This window comes from Emticicia sp. CRIBPO, assembly GCF_009905725.1.
GTDB lineage: Bacteria > Bacteroidota > Bacteroidia > Cytophagales > Spirosomataceae > Leadbetterella.
Map to the genome: position 1 here is coordinate 145,626 of NZ_JAAAKV010000001.1, position 22,555 is coordinate 168,180.

19 protein-coding genes are annotated in these 22,555 nt (G+C 43.3%); 15 read left to right on the forward strand and 4 right to left on the reverse strand.

The window, feature by feature from the left end; genetic code table 11:
• Nucleotides 1-52: 52 nt before the first annotated feature.
• Nucleotides 53-829 carry a 5'/3'-nucleotidase SurE gene (gene surE, locus GVN16_RS00640; RefSeq protein ID WP_166561901.1) on the forward strand — a complete coding sequence of 259 codons (777 nt, stop codon included), beginning with the start codon at nucleotides 53-55 and terminating at the stop codon, nucleotides 827-829.
• A gap of 47 nt (nucleotides 830-876) precedes the next feature.
• Nucleotides 877-2,433, forward strand: a complete 1,557-nt coding sequence (locus GVN16_RS00645) for a GH3 auxin-responsive promoter family protein (protein WP_166561902.1) — start codon at nucleotides 877-879, stop codon at nucleotides 2,431-2,433.
• 34 nt (nucleotides 2,434-2,467) lie between these two features.
• On the opposite strand, the gene GVN16_RS00650 is transcribed toward GVN16_RS00645, so the two are convergent.
• Nucleotides 2,468-3,016 (reverse strand): NUDIX hydrolase, encoded by a 549-nt coding sequence (locus tag GVN16_RS00650; protein ID WP_166561903.1) that lies wholly within the window; start codon nucleotides 3,014-3,016, stop codon nucleotides 2,468-2,470.
• A 52-nt stretch (nucleotides 3,017-3,068) separates the two neighbouring features.
• Here GVN16_RS00650 and GVN16_RS00655 point away from each other — a divergent pair, with 52 nt between their 5' ends.
• Together GVN16_RS00655 and GVN16_RS00660 are read left to right on the forward strand one after the other, a co-directional pair.
• A complete protein-coding gene (locus GVN16_RS00655) occupies nucleotides 3,069-4,064 on the forward strand; it encodes a cation diffusion facilitator family transporter (RefSeq protein WP_166561904.1) in 996 nt (331 codons plus the stop codon).
• Nucleotide 4,065: 1 nt separating this feature from the next.
• A complete protein-coding gene (locus tag GVN16_RS00660; RefSeq protein WP_166561905.1) occupies nucleotides 4,066-5,565 on the forward strand; it encodes a c-type cytochrome domain-containing protein in 1,500 nt (499 codons plus the stop codon).
• Between the two features lie 67 nt (nucleotides 5,566-5,632).
• Here the strand turns inward: GVN16_RS00660 and folE are convergent, their stop codons facing one another.
• Both folE and GVN16_RS00670 read right to left on the reverse strand, forming a co-directional pair.
• Nucleotides 5,633-6,334 (reverse strand): GTP cyclohydrolase I FolE, encoded by a 702-nt coding sequence (folE, locus tag GVN16_RS00665; RefSeq protein WP_229243981.1) that lies wholly within the window; start codon nucleotides 6,332-6,334, stop codon nucleotides 5,633-5,635.
• Entirely contained in the window at nucleotides 6,297-6,713 is a 417-nt protein-coding gene (locus GVN16_RS00670; protein ID WP_166561906.1) for a 6-carboxytetrahydropterin synthase, read from the reverse strand. The genes folE and GVN16_RS00670 overlap by 38 nt, the downstream gene beginning before the upstream one ends.
• A 174-nt stretch (nucleotides 6,714-6,887) precedes the next feature.
• Here GVN16_RS00670 and GVN16_RS00675 point away from each other — a divergent pair, with 174 nt between their 5' ends.
• The 6 genes from GVN16_RS00675 (at nucleotide 6,888) to GVN16_RS00700 (ending at nucleotide 13,811) form a co-directional block, all read left to right on the forward strand.
• Nucleotides 6,888-8,228, forward strand: a complete 1,341-nt coding sequence (locus tag GVN16_RS00675) for a Gfo/Idh/MocA family protein (protein WP_166561907.1) — start codon at nucleotides 6,888-6,890, stop codon at nucleotides 8,226-8,228.
• A 142-nt stretch (nucleotides 8,229-8,370) separates the two neighbouring features.
• Nucleotides 8,371-9,630 (forward strand): sugar MFS transporter, encoded by a 1,260-nt coding sequence (locus tag GVN16_RS00680; protein ID WP_166561908.1) that lies wholly within the window; start codon nucleotides 8,371-8,373, stop codon nucleotides 9,628-9,630.
• A gap of 91 nt (nucleotides 9,631-9,721) precedes the next feature.
• Nucleotides 9,722-10,891 (forward strand): thiolase family protein, encoded by a 1,170-nt coding sequence (locus GVN16_RS00685; protein WP_166561909.1) that lies wholly within the window; start codon nucleotides 9,722-9,724, stop codon nucleotides 10,889-10,891.
• Nucleotides 10,892-11,038: 147 nt separating this feature from the next.
• Entirely contained in the window at nucleotides 11,039-11,983 is a 945-nt protein-coding gene (locus GVN16_RS00690) for an MBL fold metallo-hydrolase (protein WP_166561910.1), read from the forward strand.
• 43 nt (nucleotides 11,984-12,026) lie between these two features.
• Nucleotides 12,027-12,539: a hypothetical protein gene (locus GVN16_RS00695; RefSeq protein ID WP_166561911.1), complete on the forward strand. Its 513-nt coding sequence runs from the start codon at nucleotides 12,027-12,029 to the stop codon at nucleotides 12,537-12,539.
• Between the two features lie 132 nt (nucleotides 12,540-12,671).
• The gene (locus tag GVN16_RS00700; protein WP_166561912.1) at nucleotides 12,672-13,811 is read left to right on the forward strand and encodes a DUF1624 domain-containing protein; all 1,140 of its coding nucleotides are present in this window, start codon (nucleotides 12,672-12,674) and stop codon (nucleotides 13,809-13,811) included.
• Here the strand turns inward: GVN16_RS00700 and GVN16_RS00705 are convergent.
• A complete protein-coding gene (locus tag GVN16_RS00705; protein ID WP_166561913.1) occupies nucleotides 13,806-15,344 on the reverse strand; it encodes a hypothetical protein in 1,539 nt (512 codons plus the stop codon). The two genes, GVN16_RS00700 and GVN16_RS00705, sit on opposite strands and share 6 nt — an antisense overlap.
• A gap of 267 nt (nucleotides 15,345-15,611) precedes the next feature.
• Here GVN16_RS00705 and GVN16_RS00710 point away from each other — a divergent pair, with 267 nt between their 5' ends.
• The 5 genes from GVN16_RS00710 to GVN16_RS00730 all read left to right on the forward strand — a co-directional run bounded on the left by GVN16_RS00710 (nucleotide 15,612) and on the right by GVN16_RS00730 (nucleotide 22,421).
• Nucleotides 15,612-16,430, forward strand: a complete 819-nt coding sequence (locus GVN16_RS00710; RefSeq protein ID WP_166561914.1) for a glycosyltransferase family 92 protein — start codon at nucleotides 15,612-15,614, stop codon at nucleotides 16,428-16,430.
• A 167-nt stretch (nucleotides 16,431-16,597) separates the two neighbouring features.
• Entirely contained in the window at nucleotides 16,598-19,426 is a 2,829-nt protein-coding gene (gene leuS / locus GVN16_RS00715) for a leucine--tRNA ligase (protein WP_166561915.1), read from the forward strand.
• A gap of 69 nt (nucleotides 19,427-19,495) precedes the next feature.
• The gene (locus tag GVN16_RS00720) at nucleotides 19,496-20,362 is read left to right on the forward strand and encodes a glycerophosphodiester phosphodiesterase family protein (RefSeq protein ID WP_166561916.1); all 867 of its coding nucleotides are present in this window, start codon (nucleotides 19,496-19,498) and stop codon (nucleotides 20,360-20,362) included.
• Nucleotides 20,363-20,438: 76 nt separating this feature from the next.
• The gene (locus GVN16_RS00725) at nucleotides 20,439-21,788 is read left to right on the forward strand and encodes an amidohydrolase (RefSeq protein ID WP_166561917.1); all 1,350 of its coding nucleotides are present in this window, start codon (nucleotides 20,439-20,441) and stop codon (nucleotides 21,786-21,788) included.
• 6 nt (nucleotides 21,789-21,794) lie between these two features.
• Nucleotides 21,795-22,421, forward strand: a complete 627-nt coding sequence (locus GVN16_RS00730; RefSeq protein ID WP_166561918.1) for an L-threonylcarbamoyladenylate synthase — start codon at nucleotides 21,795-21,797, stop codon at nucleotides 22,419-22,421.
• The last annotated feature ends 134 nt before the right edge of the window (nucleotides 22,422-22,555 follow it).

The following is a 22,555-nucleotide window of genomic DNA, read 5'->3' on the forward strand; positions in this document are numbered from 1 at the left end:
TATTAGTTCTATTGGCAGTCTTTTTTTAATTTGCAGCTTAATTGAAAAATGAATGAGCAAACCTCTTATACTAATTACTAACGACGACGGAATAACCTCAAAGGGCATTTCGGTTTTAATTGAAGAAATGAAAAAAATAGGAGAAGCCTATGTGCTTGCTCCTGACAGTCCGAATTCAGGCATGGGTCATGCCATTACCGTTGACAGCACAATTCATATTAAAAAATCTCCTATCTTTGGGGAAATAGCCTCTTACGAATGCTCCGGAACACCGGCTGACTGTGTTAAACTGGCTAAACATGAGTTACTGAAGGACAGGAAAATCGACCTGGTGGTAAGTGGCATTAACCACGGCATGAACGCTTCATTATCTGTTATTTATTCCGGTACCATGTCGGCTGCCATTGAAGCGGCCATAGAAGGAATCCCGGCGATCGGGTTTTCACTTAATGACTTCCGGTATGATGCAGACTTTGATCATGCCAGGCCTTTTATTCAGAAAATTGTTAAAGAAGTGCTTGAAAAAGGGATCCCTAAAAACGTGGCTTTGAATGTCAATTTCCCGGCCAGACAGGATGAACCTATCAAAGGCGTAAAAATAACCAGGCAAACCAACGGTTTCTGGAAAGAAGAGTTTGATGCGAGGAAAGACCCGCACGGAAGACCTTATTTCTGGATGGGAGGCGGATTTGTCAACCGCGAACCGGAAAATCAGGACAACGATATCTGGGCTTTGGATAATAACTATGTTTCGATCGTCCCTTGTCATTATGACATGACGGATTACAATGCCCTGAGCCAGTTGAAAGACTGGAATCTAAGTAATTGATTCATCAGCGTATAAAAAATATAAGTCAGACATTAAACTGTTTTAAAATGGCACTACTGGGTGGTTTCTTAAAAAGTAGCATTAAGCTTACGAGTACTATACAGAAAAGCAGAAAAATCAAGCCTTATAAATGGCAGAAAAAAGAACTGGAAAAACTGGTTAACAAAGCCAGGTATACCCAATTCGGCGAAAAATATAAATTTGACGATTTGCTCAATTCCATCGTTTTTGATGGTAAAAATGAGTTTTATGAGGTGTTTAAAAAGACTGTGCCCATTCATGATTACAATAAAATGTATAATGACTGGTGGCACAAAGCCAGAAATGGCGAAGAGAACGTATGCTGGCCGGGTGCTATTAAATATTTTGCCCTGAGCTCAGGCACCTCTGAATCAGCCTCCAAGACAATTCCGGTAACGAAGGCCATGATCAAGGCCATCCAGAAAACAAGCATCAACCAGATCGTTTCACTGGGTAATTACAAAGGACTTCCTTCAAAACTTTATGAAAAAAACTACCTGATGCTGGGTGGAAGCACCAAGCTGAATGATGTTGACAGGCATTTTGAAGGAGATCTGAGCGGTATCACAACCGGCACTATCCCCTTCTGGTTTGAACGATTCTACAAACCGGGCAGGCGAATTTCCCAGGAGAAAAACTGGGAGAAAAAACTGGCGGAAATTACAGAAAACGCCAAAGACTGGGACATCGGGTTCATTGCCGGGGTTCCTGCCTGGATTCAGTTGTTGCTGGAAAGGATCATCACCCAGTACAACCTCAAGAATATCCATGAAATATGGCCCAACCTGAGTGCCTTTGCCTGGGGCGGAGTTTCTTTTGAACCGTATAAAAAAGGATTTGAAAAATTACTGGGCAAGCCTATTCTCTATATGGAGACTTACCTGGCTTCCGAGGGGTTCCTGGCTTACCAGGTGAGACCTGATGCAGGGCTCCAGATGGTTTTGAACAATGGTATTTTCTTTGAATTTATTCCGTTTACAGAACAGAACTTTGATGCAGACGGAAATCTGAAAGAAAACCCGGAGACACTGATGATCAATGAAGTCAAAGAAAACGTGGACTATGCTTTGCTGATTACAACCTGTTCAGGAGCCTGGAGGTACCTTATCGGGGACACCATCAGGTTTACACACCTCGAGAAAGCAGAGATCATCATCACAGGCCGTACCAAACATTACCTGAGTCTTTGCGGCGAACACCTTTCTGTGGACAACATGAACAAGGCCCTTGACCTGGCTTCTGAACATTTCGGCATCTGTGTGAAGGAATTTACTGTGGCAGGCATCAAACACCCGCCGCTTTTTGCTCACCAGTGGTACATCGGAACAGACGACGAGGTAGATGAAGTGGCCCTGGGAGAATATATCGACAATAAATTAAAGGAAATCAACGACGATTATGTCGTGGAACGTCAGCACGCCCTGAAAAATGTCTTTTGCAAGGTTTTACCGGCACATACTTTCTATGACTGGATGAAATCGAAAGGTAAACAAGGCGGGCAGCATAAGTTTCCGAGGGTCATCAAAGGCGACTTATATGACGATTGGAAAAGTTATACAGAAGGTGTAAAAACCATTAATTAATATCAGAAAATGTCAGGTTCACACCTGACATTTTTTATATCCCTTTCATTCTGGCTACTTTCAATATGCCGGCCACACTCAGCGAATCGGTGATCCTGTTGTCCATCACCATATTGACCACATCTTCAAATTTCACCCTTCTTACCTGCAGGTCTTCCGTTTCTTCAGGATCAGCATCGGCCTGGTGAAGTTTTTCAGCCAGGAATAGGTAGCCGACCTCATTACATACAGAATTGGAGGTATGAATCTTGGAAATCAAGGTCCATTTATCTGCTAAAAGCCCGGTTTCTTCTTTCAGTTCCCGTTTGGCAGCGTCAATACATTCTTCATTAAAAGGGCATCCTCCTTCAGGAATCTCCCACGAGTATTCATCGAGCGGAAACCTGTACTGACCTACCAGCCAGGTATAATTTTCATCATCCAGCGGTATAATTCCGATCGCGATATTCTTAAAATTGACCTGTCCGTAAATCCCTCTCCCGCCGGACGGATTAATGACTTCATGGTGCTGAACTTCAATCCAGTTATTTTCATAGGGAACGTGCGTGCTGAGCTTCTCCCAAGTATTTTTTTCCTTATTCATGGCCGCTAAATTAACAGAAATGATTAAGTTTAGGCAAATTTTAGGTTTAAACATGTTTCGAATACTCGAAAACAGCAAGAAAAGGGCTATCTTCTTATCGTTGGTTGTTGGTTTTTTAATAATGTCAATCAAGTTTTTGGCATATTACACTACCGGGTCGAGTGCTATTCTGACAGATGCTTCCGAATCTATCGTCAATGTCATTGCTGCGGCTTTTGCTTTCTACTCACTCTATCTTGCCGAACAGCCCAAAGATGAAAACCATCCTTACGGACACGGTAAAATAGAATTTTTCTCTTCCGGTTTAGAAGGCGTTCTGATCATGATGGCGGGTATTCTGACCATCGTGCCGGCCATCTGGAACCTTCTGATCAGTCAAAAACCCATTGAGAATATCCTGGACGGTATTTACCTGATCATTGTAACAATCCTGGTCAACGGCCTGCTGGGCTTATATCTCATCAAAACAGGCAAAGCCACCAGCTCCATTGTGCTCGAGGCCGATGGGAAACACCTGCTGGTAGACAGCGTCAGCAGCTTTATCCTGCTTGCCGGATTGTTTCTTGTCAAATTTACCGGCATCTACTACCTTGACTCCGTCGTTGCGATCGGTTTAGCCATATTCATTATGGTAAGCGGATACAAAATAGCCAGGAAATCAATAGGCGGCTTAATGGATGAAACCGACTTCGACATGCTCGACAAGCTGATTGACATTCTGAAAATAAACCGCAAGGACCGGTGGATTGATATTCATAATTTCAGGGTAAAAAAATATGGTGCTGATATACACATTGACTGCCATCTGACGCTTCCTTATTATCTGAACCTGGAAGAATCGCATGATGAGGTCTCTGCCCTTGAAAACATCTTAAAAGAAAACCTGGATGCCGAACTCGAAATATTTATTCATTCTGACCCTTGTATTCCTCAATGCTGCCATTATTGCAGGATCAGCAACTGTGCCGTAAGGAAAAGTGATTTTGACAGGGAAGTCATCTGGAACAAACAAACCCTTATAACCGACCAAAAACATATAGAATACTAAAATGGAGCAATTGATCGAGGCCTTCGGGCGATTCCATCCTGTACTTGTACATCTACCGATCGGATTTATCATTCTGCTGATTACAGTGGAGATCCTGAAACTGTTGAAATTATTCAGAATGGAATCTGCATCAACAGCCACCTTATGGTTCATTGCTTTTCTTTCAGCAGCACTCAGCTCTGTGGCCGGGTATTTCCTTTCAAAAGAAGGTGGCTACGAGCTAGCCAGCCTTACCAAGCATCAGAACCAGGGTATCGCCCTGACCATCATCTGCCTGGTGGCCTTTTTATCCAAATGGGATTACCTGACAGGCAAAATTGGTTTCAATTCCATTCTTTATGTCCCGGCCATCCTGGCGGCAGGCATTATGGTGACCATCACCGGGCATAACGGAGGTAACCTGACCCACGGAGAATCTTACCTAGTAGAAAAACTACCCGCTCCGCTGAGAAGCATGCTGGGCTTTTCTGAAGCCGGTCTGCCTCAGAAAACGGTAAAAAAAGAAATCAAGGATTATAATGAAGCGGTGGTTTACCAGGACATTGTGAAGCCGATTCTTGAAGAAAAGTGCCTTTCTTGCCACAATCCCAAAAAGATGAAGGGCGACCTCAGGATGGACACACCGGATTTACTCTTAAAAGGTGGAGAGCACGGAGAAATCCTGGTGGCCGGGAAATCGGACGAGAGTGAAATGATCAAAAGAATGCTGCTGCCGGAAAGCAGCGACGAGCACATGCCGCCTAAGGGAAAACCGCAGGCCACTGCCGATGAAATGGAAATCCTGAAATGGTGGATCGATAACGGACATGATTTTTCAAAAAAAACAAAGGAATTAAAAGTTACTCCGCAGATTACCACCTTGTTTAAAATCAACAGTAATGCAGCCAGTGAAAGGGCAGTGGAAATAGCCCAGGTGTCTTATCCGGAAGAAAAAGAGATTTTAAAGAAAAATGTACCAGAAATCACGGAAGATTTCAACAAAAAAGTAAAGGAAACAGGAGGTGTCATCAGCAAAATATCAAAAGAATCAAACCTGATAGATATTACGTTCTTTTCAAAACCGGGCCTGACAGACCAGGAATTTACTGCCTTGGGTAAACTACCGGAAAACATCATCTGGCTGAACCTGGGCAATACCAAAACCGGGACGGAGACCATTAAAACCCTGACGGCTTTACCCAACCTGACGAGGCTGCATCTTGAAAAAACAGCTCTGAAGCCGGAATCTGTGACTGAACTACTGAAACTGAAGAAAATCGAATACCTTAACCTTAACGGAAACCCTCTGGCCGAAGCAGATTTAAAGAAAATACTCAGCATCAAGACCTTAAAAAGCCTTTATGTTTTTGATACAGGCATTCCCGATGAAAAAATAGAAGAATTAAGGGGTCAGTTTAAAAATGTCAGCATCCAGTCAGGGCCGACCAAAAAACAGATCGAAGATTTTCTGAAGATTGAAAAGAAGAAAATCAATGACGATGTATATGCCAAAAAAAAATAATCAGTTGACTATATAAACAATAAAGCCCGGCAAGCCGGGCTTTATTGTTTTATCGTTAATAGCTGAATTAAGCTTCTCTCAGTTTTACCAGTTGCAGAAACTCTTCTCTTTTCAAAGGGTTTGAAAATACCCCTTTGTAATAAGAAGTCACCGTTGAACTGCTCTGATCAGCCACCCCTCTTGAAGAAACACAGAAGTGATCCGCATCAATAATGACAGCGATATCTTCCGTTTCCAGGGCTTCTTTCAGAGCATTACCGATCTGTATCGTCATTCTTTCCTGCACCTGCGGCCTGCGGGCATAGTGATTAACGATCCTGTGCAGTTTTGACAAACCGATGACCTTACCCGATGAAATGTAAGCAATATGAGCTTTACCCACAATCGGAACAAAGTGGTGTTCACAGTGGGAATAAAACTGGATGTCTCTTTCCACCAGCATTTCACCGTATTTATAGTTGTTGCTGAAAAGGGTCATTGCAGGCATATTCTTAGGATTCAATCCCGAAAATACTTCATTGACATACATTTTGGCCACCCGCTTCGGAGTTCCTTTAAGGCTCTCGTCAGTGGTATCCAGACCAAGTATATCCATAATATCTTTAAAATGCTTTTCAATCAGTTCGATTTTCATGTCATCGTCCAATGCAAAAGCATCAGCCCTCAACGGAGTTGAAATGTTGGTCATAATGTGGTCATCGCCAATCTGGTCCAGCATATTGTCTTTGGATTCAAGCGGGGTATTCAACATAATTTCTTTCGGTTTCAAATAATTTAATTTTTAAATCTAAATTTTCATTGATCTTTTCACGAAGTATATCATAGATAACCACCGCAATATTTTCGGCAGTAGGATTCAGTTCTTTGAATATCTCAACATCAAGGTTCAGATTTTTATGATCAAAATGATCAAGGACTTCCGCCTTGATGATATCTGAAAGGATTTTCATATCAAAAACATACCCGGTGGCCGGATTTACTTCTCCGGTTACCTGAACGATCAGTTCGTAATTATGTCCGTGAAAATTCGGATTGTTACATTTACCAAACACTTCCAGGTTTTTTTCCTGACTCCAGTCAGGATTATTTAACCGGTGTGCAGCGTTGAAATGTTCCTTTCTAAATACAGCTACTCTCTTTTTATTCAATTTTACAGTTTATTAGTCTTGTACAAAGTTTGTGTACTACACAGCAAAACCTCCAAGAAGTTAATTGTCATTATGGAGTTAAAACGAAGTTAGGCATTTAATTGTTCAAATAAATTTTATTTTATTAATTTACCGCTTCTTTGCTAACCATATTCATCCTTATTAATCAAACAAATGAACAGAAGAAATTTTCTTGCAACAGGCTTCGCCTCATCAACCATCCCCTTTATCAAGATAAAAAACGAGCAACCGGCAGACAAGGTCAGACTGGGTTTTATCGGGGTGGGACTAAGAGGCCGTAACCATGTTGAACAGGCTCTTTATCGTGACGATGTCGAGGTAACCGCCATCTGCGACGTGGATCCTGATGCCATCAACAGAACTTTAAAAATCACTCAGAAATTTAACAGAAAAGACCCGGCGGTTTACGGCAAAAACGACCACGACTTTTTGAACATGCTCAAAAGAGACGACATTGACGGTGTGGTAATCGCTACGCCCTGGGAATGGCACGTGCCGATGAGTGTGGAATCTATGAAAGCCGGGAAATATACCGCGGTTGAAGTTTCAGCCACAGTGACCCTTCAGGAATCATGGGACCTGGTAGACACGTATGAAAAAACGGGCTCTCACTGCATGATCCTTGAAAACGTTTGTTACAGAAGAGATGTAATGACCGTGCTGAATATGGTCAGAAAAGGGATGTTCGGGGAAATGCTCTACGGACATTGCGGCTATCAGCATGACCTGAGAGAAGTGAAATTCAACGACGGTAAAAAATTCTATGGCGGCGGTGTAGAATTCGGAGAGAAGGCGATTTCTGAAGCCAAATGGAGAACACAGCACTCTGTAGACAGAAACGGGGACATCTATCCTACCCACGGCCTTGGTCCTGTGGCCCACTGGATGGACATTAACCGCGGAAACAAATTCAATTTCCTGACCTCCATGGCTACCAAGTCGAGAGGTTTGCATAAATATATTGTAGACAAAGGCGGAGCAGATCACCCTAATGCCAAAGTGAAATTCAAACTGGGAGATATTGTTACGACCAATATCCAGTGTGAAAACGGTGAAAATATTGTGATCATTCATGATACCAATTCCCCACGCCCCTACTCACTGGCTTTCAGAGCCCAGGGTACCGAAGGGATATGGACGGAAGATAACAAATCTATTTACCTGGAAGGCAAAAGCCCGAAAGCCCACAGCTGGGAACCGTTCGAATCCTACCAGAAAACCTACGACCACCCGCTTTGGGCCAACCACGCGGCTTCAGCAGAAAAAGCAGGCCATGGCGGTATCGACTTCTTTGTGATCAGAGCCTTTATCGAATCTATCAAAAACAAAGTAGCTCCCCCGATCGACGTTTACGATGCAGCGGCCTGGAGTGCCATCAGTCCTTTGTCTGAGCTATCCATCGCCAGAGGAAGCTCTCCGGTTGAGATTCCGGACTTCACAAGAGGGAAATGGAAAACGAATAAAAGAATTTTCGGATTGAACGATCAGTTCTGAAATGAAACGAAAAAGCTTCCTGGCAGGAAGCTTTTTCGTTTTTAGATTAAAATTTCAGAGAAATTGACAGGAAATACAATTTGTTTTGCTATTTTTAAAAAAATTTAAAAACTCTGTTAAAACTTAACCCAAACTGTTCGACATGAAACAAACCAAACCCGACTACTTCGTTCCGTTGGTAATGATGGGAATCCTGTTCTTTGCTTTCGGGTACATCACCTGGACCAATGGTACGCTGATCCCGTTTTTAAAGATTGCCTGTGAACTTGAAACAGATACCCAGGCTTTCCTGGTTACTTCTGCTTTTTACATGTCCTATTTCTTCCTGGCGATCCCCTCTTCCGTCATCCTTAATAAAATCGGGTTTAAAAGCGGGATGATCCTGGGTTTGGTCATTGTGGCTCTGGGCTCATTAATATTTATTCCTGCAGCCAATCAGCGGGCGTTTCCGTTGTTCCTGACAGGCTTGTTTGTCCAGGGAATGGGACTGGCCTTGCTTCAGACGGCTGTCAATCCTTATCTGAGTATCTTAGGGCCTATAGAAGCTGCCGCCAAAAGGATCAGTATCATGGGTATTGCCAACAAAATAGCCGGGATGCTGGCTCCGCTTATCTTAGGTGCCACCCTTCTGAAAGGAGCAGACGGCCTGGAGAAAAAAGTAGCCGGAACAGCAGACGCCACCGAAAAAGCCAATCTGCTAAACGAACTCGTCAACAGGATACAAACACCCTATATCTATCTTGCAGTCATTCTGATTTTGATTGCGGTGCTATTTTACTTCATTCAGCTTCCTGAGGTAGAAGAAGAGTCTGATATAGAAGAAGATACCTCAAAAACAAAGAAGAGCATATTCTCTCATCCCAACATTGTTCTGGGAGTGCTTGCCCTTATCCTTTATGTAGCTGCAGAAGTAATTGCCGGAGACGGGATCATACAATACGGAAGAAATATCGGTATCAGTCTTGACGAAGCCAAAAACTTTACAACCTATACTCTGGGTGCCATGCTGGTAGGTTACCTGATCGGGATTGTGGCCATTCCGAAATATATCAAGCAGGAGGATGCTTTAAAATATTCTGCCATTTCAGGCGTACTTTTCTCATTGGTAGCCATTTTTTCGAGTGGTTATACTTCGGTTTTTGCCATTGCCCTGATGGGCTTATCGAACGCCCTGATGTGGCCGGCGATTTTCCCTTTATCTATCAAAGGCCTGGGTAAGCTGACCAAACTGGGCTCAGCCTTGCTGATCATGGGAATCGGGCCCGGAGGTGGGGTTATTCCGCTTCTGTATGCAGAACTGGGTGGTCCGGCCAATCCTCAGAGAGGTTTCTGGATCATGGTATTCTGTTATTTGTACATCCTGTATTTTGCCACCGCAGGTCACAAGAAAAAGTCCTGGTAAAAAAAGAGGAATTAACGTCAATTATTCTATATTTGTAAGCATCACATCATCAGTGTGATGCTTTTTTTATTCTTCAAAACAACAAAAACCAATGAAAGAAGTATTTATAGTCGCAGCCAAACGCACACCCATCGGGAGTTTTGGCGGACAATTCACCAATTATCCGGCTGTTGACCTGGGAGCTGAGGTGGTTAAAGCAGTTACAGCCGAAACAGGGCTTATACCTGACGAATTTTTCTTTGGGAATGTCGTTCAGGCCAACCTGGGTCAGGCCCCGGCCACACAAGTCGTCATCAAAGCCGGATTACCTGTCAGTATTCCCACGACCCTGGTCAACAAAGTGTGTGCCTCAGGTATGAAGTCAGTGATGCTTGGAGCCCAGAGCATAGCACTAGGTCAGAATGACATCGTGGTAGCCGGTGGTATGGAAAACATGTCCCAGATCCCGTTTTACCTTGAAAAAGCCAGGTATGGCTACGGTTATGGCAACGGACAGCTGATCGACGGATTGTCAAGAGATGGCCTGACAGACGTTTACCAGCAAAAGGCTATGGGTTGTTTTGCAGATGCAACCGCCGAAAAATATGAAATAAGCAGAGAAGAACAGGATGCCTACGCCATCAGTTCATACCAGAGGGCCGCAGAAAACTGGGCCAACGGTGTGTTTAAGGAAGAAACTATAGCCATCGAACTGACCGACAGGAAGGGAAATAAGAGTCAGATTACAGAAGACGAGGAGTACAAAAAAGTCAATTTTGATAAAATACCGGGACTAAAACCGGCTTTCACCAAAGAGGGAACAGTGACTGCCGCCAATGCCTCTACGATCAACGACGGAGCATCAGCCCTGGTGCTGGTGTCAAAAGAAATAGCAGAAAAACACCATCTGAAGCCCCTTGCCAGGATTGTGTCTTATGCAGATGGCTCCAGAGAACCTGAATGGTTTACGATTGCTCCGATCATTGCAGCAGAAAAAGCACTTGAAAGAGCCTCTCTGACGATCGCAGACATAGATTATTTTGAGGTTAATGAGGCATTTGCGGTAGTTCCGATGGCATTTGCTAAAAATTTTGAGATTGATCGCGAAAAAATAAATATATTTGGAGGAGCGGTCGCCATAGGGCATCCGCTCGGCTCTTCAGGATCGAGAATTATGGTGACCCTGATCAACGTTTTAAAACAGAAAAAGGCCAGATACGGCATGGCAGCCATTTGCAATGGCGGCGGCGGGGCCAGTGCTATAATCATTGAGAGTTTGTAAAATCAGATTTCCGGATTTTATAAAGTCAGCGGTATATCACTTTAATCAATGGGCAGATACGGTTTTGCGTATTGATTGATCAAGCTGACAGGAGTCTTGCTTTCAGGAAAGACTCCTCTCTTTATTTCATTTTACAATCAACAGACTATGTCTTATTTCCGGTTTATTTTTCTGGTTTTACTTCCCGTTTTTGCCTCAGGCCAGAAAACTTCATTTAAAGTAGTTCCGCTTGGTGTCAAAGGCGGAACAGACGAAAGTAATCTATCTGCCTATTTAATTGCCCCTGACAAATCAAATGCCTTCATATCCCTTGATGCCGGCACGATCAATGCAGGAATCAGGAAAGCGATAAAGAAACATACATTCAAAGTTTCTGAGGAAACGGTCCTGAAAGAATATATCAAAGGTTATTTCATCTCTCATGCCCATCTGGACCATGTTTCCGGGCTGATCATCAATTCACCGGGTGATTCATCCAAGCCGGTTTATGCCACAAAGGAGTGCATGGAGCTGATGCAGAACAATTATTTTAACGGGCAGACCTGGGCCAACTTCGGTGATGCAGGTCCGGGGTTTCAGCTCAAAAAATATCATTTTCAGACCCTGGAAACCCATCAGGAGATACCGGTCAAAAATACTGAAATGAGTGTGACGGCCTTTCCGCTTAGTCATGTGAATCCCTATCAGAGCACCGCCTTCCTGGTGAAAAGCGGTGACAATTATGCTTTGTATTTCGGTGATACAGGACCGGATGAGGTCGAAAAAAGTGATAAACTGGCTAAGGTATGGGAGGTAATAGCTCCGTTGATACAAAATAAAAAACTGAAGGGTATTTTTATTGAAGTATCATTTCCCAACGGACAACCCGACAAGTTCCTGTTCGGACACCTTACCCCGAACTGGTTTTTAAAAGAAATGAAAAACCTGGAGAAGATAAGCGGAGAAGGTTCTCTGAAAGACCTGAAACTGATCATTACCCACAAAAAACCGCCTCTTATCAACGAAAAAATCATCAGGAAGGAGCTTCGGGAAAACAATCCGCTGGAGCTGAAACTTATTTTTCCGCAACAAGGCAAAGCATTCAGATTATAAAAAATCATTATTCGTTTTGAGAAATTACAAAACCGTGAATACCATGAAAAAGTTATTATGCCTTTTGTTTATCTCTTCCTTTCAGTTTATTTACGCCCAATCGGTGTCGAAAGCTGACGAAAAGGCTGTTTTAAGCCAGTTGAGCCAGATGGAAAACCTTTTCAGAACCCAAAACCTGTTGGGGATAGCACAGAGTTATCTTGACAACGGATATCTGATATCTCCGAATGAATCTACCACGGGGCGGGAACAGATCAACAGATACTGGACTTCCATTAAAAATCCCATTGACTGGAAACTCACCTCGTTTCTGATTACGGACAACGAAAAATCCTTGTTTGAATCCGATGTGTACAAAAGCCTTCCAAACAAACCTCCGGGATGGGAAAAACTGAATCTCGACCTTAAGGATACTCTCTATCAGATCGGCAGGTCGGAACTGAAAAGTCTCTGGAACGGAAAAGAATCCTTATCCGTGGTCAATTTTATCCTGATCTGGAAAAAACAACCAGACGGCACGTTTAAAATTCTGGCAGACACCTATGCCGGTTTGTAACTAAAACATATTTGGCATTTTTACAATATTTCAGAATATATCTCTGAATATTCCACCTTCTCTTTAAAATTATTTGCCCTGACAGATAATATTTAGTTTTTTTACAATAAAAACTTATAGCCCCTATCCTATATGAGACGCATTTACTCCGTTGATTTTGTACGTGGCTTTGTCATGATCATCATGGCCCTTGACCATGTCCGGGATCTGCTGCATACTACTGCCCTGACCCAGAGCACTACCGATCTATCGGTGGCAACGCCGGGAATATTTATGACCCGGTGGGTTACCCATTTGTGTGCCCCGACCTTTGTTTTCCTTTCCGGTGTTTCAGCATTTATTTCACTGACAAACAAGGGAGATCTGAAAGCCAGCCGTAGATTTCTTCTGAGCAGGGGTGCATGGCTTATCTTTCTTGAATTTACCGTCGTCAATTTCGGTTTGTGGTTCGATATAGGATTTCACAATTTCATTTTCCAGGTCATAGGAGCAATAGGCTTTGGATTCATCATTTTAAGTTTACTGCTGAAACTGAGTCCCAAAACCATAGGAATCATCGGGCTGTCCATTATCTTCCTGCATAATCTTATCGGACCGGCAGTGGGATCAGTCCCCGGCCTTTCAATGCTGTTCAATCCCACTGGAATTCCGTTTGGTGAAGGCCGGGTTTTCATTATGGGCTATCCTCCCGTCCCGTGGCTGGGAATTATGCTGGCCGGATATGGAGCCGGAACATATTTTTTCAAAGAAGACGCATTAAGAAAGAAACTTTTCGCATCGGCAGGAGTCGGTGCCCTGGTTTTGTTTGTAATACTCCGTTTTATCAACTTTTATGGTGATCCTGCCAAGTGGTCTGTTCAAAAAAACGGCCTGTATACTTTCTTCTCTTTTATGAACGTCACAAAGTACCCTCCATCGCTGTTGTATGTCCTGGTGACTCTGGGAATTATATTCCTGGTATTTTATTTTTCTGAAGGAAAATGGGGCAAGATATCTCAGATCGTGTCCGTTTACGGAAAAGTCCCGCTGTTCTATTTCATTTTGCATTTTTACCTCATCCATATCATTTCCACCATTATGGTTAAATGGCAGGGGTTTAGCTGGTCTGACATCCTTTCCAATCAGTTTGGAAGGCCTCCGGGTTCGGGTATTGAGCTCCCTTACATTTATCTGGTCTGGGCAGGTGTGGTGATTGCTTTATACCCGGTTTGTGTATGGTATGGCAAATACAAAACCAGTCATCCGGAAAAACAATGGCTGAGGTATTTATAACTTCAGCCGCGATTTCAAGTCGTTCCTGATAAAAATATCCGTATTATCCGATGTTTTATAGAAGAAGTAATTGGCGTCAAAATAAGCCTTTATTTCCGGCAAGCGGTGGAAATTGGCGTAAGTATAGTCATAGTAGGACCTTTCTGTAGTTATGGCCACCAGGATAAATTCCGGGCGGTTCTTCTTCAGGTCTTCGAGGAATATCTTCCTTGAAAAAGCGGTCACTTCTTTTTCTGAAGCCTGGAAACCAAACAGCCTTTCCGGGATATTCTGATGGGTACCCTGAAAAATTCCTGATTCTATATATATCTGGGGATACCAGTCAAAAATGGTCATGGTGGGTTGATAACCCAGTTGTTCTTTAAGAGAAATCAGCTCACCGGCTGCCTTTGAGGGTTCAACTTCCGAAGAGCTGAAACCGGCCATTTCTTCCGGCAGTTTGTCGTATATTTTATCATCAACATAGAGCTTCAGATTATAAAAGCTCAGGGCAATGATCAGCACTACGTAAGGCAAGATGAAAAAGTATCTTTTCTTTGCTTCCAGGGCATGTACCTCTTTCCAGAGTATAGCAAGGCCAAAAGGCAGCGTGATATAAAGATAGGTGAAATAATGACCGTAATTAAAACCAGGCTTAGCCACTGAATACATGGTCACCACAAAAAGAAACAACATGATATTGATGGTTTTGTCTTTAAACTTCCTGGCAAAAGCCAGCACCAGGATCAGCACAAACACCAGGACATACACATGCTTCAGAAAATAATTGATGGGCATATCACTGACACTCCTTACCAGAAACGTGGTGAGGATCTTAGAGATAATCGGAAAATCCTGACCGTATCCCAGGTTTGAAATGAGATAAAAATTCAGGAAGTTGTTCACCTGCCCGTAATAAAGAAGGTAGATTCCCAAAACCAGGGAAGGCAGTGTACCCGATAAAAATGCCTTTAAAATATACCCGGCTTCTTTTGACCTGAATTCCCCTATCCTGATAATGAAAAAACAAAGTACCATGGCTACTGCCAACGGAGCACTCTGAAGTTTACAGTAAGGCACCATCCCTAACAAAAAGTAAAAGAGACCATCCATTGTAAAACCCTGATCACGGTCTTTCATTTTTTTGAACAGGATCATAACCCCGGCCGCAAGCAGGAGGTTGCTGGTGGCTTCATTGTTAAAACTGTTAAAGCTGGAGCTGTTTCCGAAGGCATAAACCAGGAAAGGATACAAAAAAGCCAGGTTCCTGACAGCCGAATGGTAAGCGTAACCCAATGCTTTAAAAATAAAAAAGGAAGTGAACAAAGTGAGGACAAACCAAACCAGCCGGGCGTTGGTATAATCACCTGCAAAACCCAGCAGGTGCGGGATAATAAAATGGTAAATGTGTATCGGCCCGATGGTAAAAAAATCGATGCTTCTCCACAGTACCGGATCTACGTGCATTAGGGCCATCCCCTCAGCCAGGTTAAAGGCTTCATCCGGATCAATGACCCTGTTTTTTAACAGGGCAGGAAGTTTATTAAAAAGCAAAAAAGCAAAGCAGGCTAAAATAAAGTAGCGACTTTTTATTTCTGAGATCTTAACGTTCTGAAACCCGGTTGTGCAATAACCAACTAGTAAAAGAAGTAAAGTAATGTTTATTATGAGGCTGACTGCAATCATGGTGCAAGCTAATCAAAATCGCTGTAAAAGCCATAATGCCCTTCACCGGCATGGATTATTAAATCCTGATAATTTTAAACTCCCATAAAATTAATTAAAAAGTACAATTATCTTTGCAGTAAAAAAGAGCTGTTCATGATTAAAACTCCATCCGTATTTAAAAGTAAGACGCCGAAGAAATATTATTTATCCTTACTTTCGCCGGCTAAAAACGAGCACGACTATCTGGTTGACTTCGTCAAATTCTACAAATATCATGGGGTTGAACATTTCTATTTTTATGACAATCAGAGCACAGTCCCGGTAAAGGAAACCCTGAAAGACTACCTTGACTGCTGCACCATCATTGAATTTCCAGGGGTCGGTGTCCAGGTTCAGAGCTATGCCCATTTCATGAAAAATTTCAAACATGAAACCGAGTGGATCGCCATTTTTGACATTGACGAATACGTCCTTCCCAAAAAGCACGAAACACTCCGTGATTTCCTGCGGGATTATGAAGATTATGACGCCGTGGCCATCAATTGGGTGACATTCGGCGACGGTCACAACAAAACCCAGCAGGCAGGACCTTTGATCGGCAACTATCTTTACTCTTCCAAATCACAACATCCGAATTTTAAGTCTGTTTACAAAACCGACTCTATCTATAAAGTTGACCACGTGCATTTTGCGAAGTTGAAATTGTTCAGCAAATATGTTGATGCCAGGTTGAAACCTGTCAAAAGTGTGTCTCACACCGAACCCACAACCGACATCATTCAGCTGAATCATTATTTCACCAAGTCGGAAGAAGAATATCTCAAGAAGATCAAACGGGCCAGGGCTGATACCGGTGAATCATACTATGATCATATCAAGGAAAATCAGTGGCTGGTAGACGAGCACACCCGGACCAACGAGATCCGGACCACCGAGATCTGGGACAAATACAAGCACATCTACGAAAAATAAAAGCTGTTTTACCGGATAAAATATTATTTACAAAGCCAATAAGGTTATGCATTCAAATGTATAACCTTATTGATTTATGACCATCGGCCCACTCTATTTTGACTAAACCTTCCATTTGTTAAATCAAACTGCTATTTTTGCAAAAATTTTAATATAATATCATCATAATGGCGGATTACAGGCACAAAGCAATAGAAAAAAAGTGGCAGGAGTTTTGGGAAAAGAATCAAACCTATAAAGTTGAAATAGACAAGACTAAACCCAAATACTATGTACTCGATATGTTTCCTTATCCTTCGGGAGCAGGACTGCACGTCGGGCACCCGCTCGGATACATTGCTTCTGACATCTTCAGCCGTTACAAAAGACTGAAAGGTTTCAATGTCCTTCACCCGATGGGCTTTGATTCATTTGGTTTACCGGCTGAGCAATACGCGATCCAGACCGGGCAACACCCGGCCATTACCACCGAAAACAACATCACCACCTATATTAAACAATTGAAAAATATAGGGTTCAGTTATGACTGGTCCAGAGAAGTAAGAACTTCTGATCCGGGATATTATAAATGGACACAGTGGATTTTCATGCAGTTGTTTAACAGCTGGTATAACAAAGGCACCGACAAGGCAGAAGCCATCGAGACTTTGTATGAAGCCTTTGAAAAAAACGGTACAAAAGGCCTGAAAGCCGTAACTGCTGACGACCTTCCGGAGTTTACTGCAGAAGAATGGAAATCATACAGCGAAGATAAAAAATATGAAATCTCACTTGACTATCGTTTGACCTACCTGGCTGAGTCTGTGGTGAATTTCTGCCCGGCATTAGGAATGGTTTTGTCAAATGACGAGGTTAAAGACGGAGTTTCAGAAAGAGGTGGCTATCCGGTGATTCAAAAGAAAATGAGTCAGTGGATGATGAGAATCACTGCTTATGCAGACAGGCTGATCAACGGTCTGGATCAGATAGACTGGTCTGAGTCATTAAAAGAACAGCAGAGAAACTGGATCGGACGTTCCAACGGGGCATCGGTCAGGTTTAAACTGGAAAAACCTGTGGTGTATGAAGGTGGTCAGGGTGAGTTCATCGAAGTGTTTACCACCAGGGTAGACACTATTTACGGCGTATCTTTCATGGTACTGGCCCCCGAACACGAGTGGGTGCCTTATCTGACTACGCCTGATCAGAAAGAGGCTATTGATGCTTATATTGCAGAAACCCAGAAGCGTTCTGAACTCGACAGGGTTTCAGATGTTAAAAAAGTTTCGGGAGCTTTCACTGGCTCTTACTGTATCAATCCTTTTAACGGAGAGAAAATCCCGGTTTGGATTGCCGATTACGTATTGGCAGGATATGGGACCGGGGCGGTCATGGCCGTTCCTTCCGGAGACCAGAGAGACTGGAATTTCGCCAAACATTTTGATTTGCCTGTCATTCAGATCCTTGATGCACAGCAGGAAATCGAAACCCAGGCTGATTCAACCAAAGAAGGAAAATACATCAATTCAGGCATCATCAACGGCCTGGGGTACAAAGAAGCTACTCAGAAGCTGGTTGAATATCTTGAAGCCAACGGTATCGGAAAAGGAAAGATCAATTACCGTTTACGTGACGCCGTATTTGCCCGTCAGCGTTACTGGGGTGAGCCTGTTCCGGTATTTTTTAAAGAAAATGCTGAAGGCAGAGCTATACCTTATTTAATCAGGGAAGAGAGCCTTCCGTTGATTCTTCCGGAAATCGACAAATACCAGCCGACAGAAACGGGTGAACCGCCGCTGGGCAGGGCCAAAGACTGGAATTATGCTTCGGGTGAATTGTCCGGCCCGTTAGAGATGAGCACTATGCCGGGTTGGGCAGGCAGCAGCTGGTACTGGTATCGTTATATGGATGCTCAGAACAGCTCTGAGTTTGCGTCGAAAGAAGCCGTTGACTATTGGAAAGACATTGATTTATATATCGGTGGAACAGAACACGCCACAGGGCACCTTTTATACAGCCGTTTCTGGAACAAATTCCTGAAAGACAGGGGTTATGTGCAGGAAGAAGAGTTTGCCAAAAAACTCATCAACCAGGGGATGATCATGGGCCGTTCCAACTTTGTATACCGATTGAAAGAGTCTGAAAAGCCGACCTTTGTTTCCTTCGGGCTTAAAGATCAGTATGAAACCATCAAGCTTCATGTAGACGTCAATATTGTGATCAACGACGTGCTGGACCTTGAGAAATTCAAAACCACCAGGAATGATATCGGGGATGATCCCCAGTTTATCCTGGAAGACGGTAAATATATCTGTGGGGCTGAAGTGGAAAAAATGTCCAAATCCAAGTTCAATGTCGTCAATCCTGACGACCTGGTGGAAAGATACGGAGCAGATACCCTGAGACTTTACGAAATGTTCCTGGGGCCGCTGACCGAAAGTAAACCATGGGATACCCGCAGTATCGAAGGTACTTACAGGTTCTTGCGTAAGCTATGGCGTCTGTTCTTTGATCAGAATGAGAAATACCTCCTGACAGACGATGAACCAACCAAAGAAGAACTGAAAGTACTGCACAAAACCATCAAAAAAGTACAGGAAGATGTGGAGACATTCTCGTTCAACACATCAGTGAGTACCTTTATGATTTGTGTCAATGAACTGAGCGAATTGAAATGTCATAAAAAAGCCGTACTGGAGCAATTGCTTGTTATTCTTTCCCCTTATGCCCCGCATATTGCCGAAGAACTCTGGGCACTGACAGGTCACGAAGAAGGAACCATCACCAGTCAGGACTTCCCGGTATGGAACCCTGAATACCTGGTAGAAGATGCTTTTGAATACCCGGTACAGATCAACGGAAAAGTAAGGGCCAACCTTGTTTTCCCGGCTGACATGCCTAAAGAGGACATTGAGAAAGAAGTACTGGCCAATGAAACCGTCATCAGATGGATGGAAGGAAAACCGGCCAAGAAAATCATCGTGGTACCGAAAAGAATTGTGAATGTCGTCATCTGAATAATCACCCAAACCCTCCCGACCGGAGGGTTTGGCATTTAATTCCGTTCAATAAATAAAAACTAACCAATGAAGAAATTATCACTCATAACCCTGATTCTGTTTTTAGGGTTTACTTCCTGCAAGACTACCCACCTTCCTACCTACACCAAAGTACCCGTTTCTCTCAGAGATCATCTCACTTACAAGGAAGGCCGAAAACCCATCATTTCAGTTCACAGGGGTGGCGGAGAAATGGACGGTTTACCTGAAAACTGTATTGAATCGTTCGCTTATATTGCCTCAAAAATGCCTTGTATCATTGAATGTGACATCGAGTATACCAAAGACAGCGTTACGTTTATGCTGCACGACAGCTATCTGGACAGAACCACAACAGGCACCGGAAAAGTAAAAGACAAAACCTGGGCTGAGCTGCAAACACTCACTTTGAAAGACAATGCAGGGAAAGTAACCCCTTACAAAATCCCTACACTGGATGAAGTTTTGAAATGGGGAAAGAACAAAGTCATTTATACACTGGACGTTAAGAGAAATACGCCTTATAGAAAAGTGATAGAGTCAGTCGTTAGAAATAAGGCTGAAAACTATGCCGCCATCATTACTTACAACCTTAATGCCGCCGTTGAGGTATATAAGATTAATCCAAATTTACTTATCTCCGTCGAAATCATGAAAGTGGCAGATTATGACCGTTTGCATGAAGCGGGTATTCCGGACAAAAACATGATAGCCTTCATTGGAACCAGAGAACCTAAAAAAGAGCTGACCGATTTTCTGCATGCCAAAGGAATCATGACCATCCTCGGAGTTCTGGGCAACCTTGACGCAAAGGCTGAAAAAAGAGGCAACGATCTTTATAAGACCTGGGTAAATGACGGAGCAGATATTTTGTCTACCGACAGGCCGGAGGCAGCTTATTCCGTGATCAAATAATTTTTTAAATCACCTTGTGATATAAGGCGTATGTATTAACTTGGAAAATCATACCCATTCTAAACCAAATATTGTAATGAGATCATTTTTTTTATGTTTATTCCTTGGATTATCAGTCGCTGCCCAGGCACAGAGCAATTTAAAAAAGACCATAGAAACCGCTTCTAAAAGTATCGAACAGAAAGTAATCGGCTGGAGAAGGGATTTTCATGAGCATCCGGAACTGGGTAACGAAGAGTTCAGAACAGCCAAAATAGTGGCTGACCACCTGAGAGCACTCGGAATAGAAGTACAGGAAAATGTAGCCGTTACAGGCGTTATCGGCATTCTTAAAGGAGGCAAACCCGGTCCGGTGGTTGCGTTGAGAGCTGACATGGACGGCTTACCGGTTACTGAAAGAGTGGATGTTCCTTTCAAATCAAAAGTGACAGCAGAATATAACGGACAAAAAACCGGGGTGATGCATGCCTGCGGACACGACAGCCACGTGGCCATCCTGATGGGTGTCGCTGAGGTTTTGAGCGGCATCAGAAAAGACCTTCCGGGAACGGTAAAATTCATTTTCCAACCTGCTGAAGAGGGCATTCTGGATATTTCAAAACCTTTCGGGGCAGATGGAATGGTAAAGGCTGGTTGTCTTGAAAATCCTAAAGTAGAAGCCATTTTCGGTTTGCATATCAATTCACAAACTCCTGCCGGGATGATTACCTATAAATCAGGCCCCACCATGGCAGCAGTGGACGCCCTGAAAATCAAGATCAAAGGCAAGCAGACGCACGGAGCCTATCCCTGGTCTGGTATTGACCCGATCGTGACCGCTTCTCAGATAGTTTTAGGCCTTCAGACCATTGTTTCGAGAAATGTCAAACTGATTGACAACCCTGCGGTCGTCACCGTCGGGGCCATTCACGGAGGCATCAGGAACAACATTATTCCGGAAGAAGTTGAAATGATCGGTACCATCAGAACGTTAGGAAAAGAACAAAGGACATTTGTACACAAGAGAATTGAGGAAATCGCTGTCAACATCGCGGAAAGTGCGGGTGCTGTAGCGACGGTAAAAATAGAGAAAGGTTATCCTGTGACTTACAACGATCCGGAACTGACCAGGAAAATGGTCATGTCGCTGGAAGAAACGGCAGGCGAAGCCAATCTGAAGATTATTCCTGCCGTGATGGGGGCTGAGGATTTCAGCTATTACCAGGAGAAAATACCGGGTTTGTTTTTCTTTTTAGGAGGAATGGATCCGGACAAAAAACCTGAAGACGTAGCCCCGCACCATACACCGGATTTCTATCTTAACGAAACCGGGTTTACGCTGGGCATAAGGGCCCTTTCCAACCTTGTACTGGACTATGCGGGCACAGTGGAACAGGGAGCCGCAAAACCGGCTGTAACAGGCAAAAAAACAAAGAACTCGAAATAACAACCAATGGCAGCAGAGATCATAGAAATATTCCCGGATAATCCTGACGACAGAAAAATCGACAGGATTATTCAATGCCTGCTGGATGGTGGCCTGATCATCTATCCTACAGACACCGTCTATTCTATGGGCTGTGATTCCAAAAACATCAAGGCGGTCGAAAGACTATGCCGGCTGAAAGGGGTCAAGGCTTCGCAAAATAATTTCTCCATCGTCTGCAGCGACCTGAGTGACATTTCAAAATACGCCCGGGTATCCAACGTAGCTTTCAGGCGGATCAAGAAAATGTTGCCCGGCCCCTACACTTTCATCCTGCCGGCTACCAGCGACCTGCCGAAGATTCTCCAGACCAAAAGAAAGACCATCGGTATACGTGTACCAGACCATAACATCCCCAGAATCATCATTGAGAAGCTGGGAAATCCCATCATTACCACCTCTGTGAAAGACGACATTGACGATATTGTAGAATATCCGAATGAAATCGAAGTGATTTTCGAACAAAATCAGAACCATGTGGACCTGATCATCGACGGAGGCTGGTGCGGCATTATTCCATCAACGGTAATCGATGCCACCACAGATAATTTTGAACTGGTCAGGGAAGGCCTGGGGCCGTTTGAGGAAGAATAGAAGGAAAATTTTATATTTCTTTTATAATCAACCCAAATCTAAAAAAAATCCTAAAAAACTCCGCAAATTTGAAGTATATCTACCTGTTTTGTTGTATTTTCTAATAAAAATAATTTATTTTGAATTCAATATCA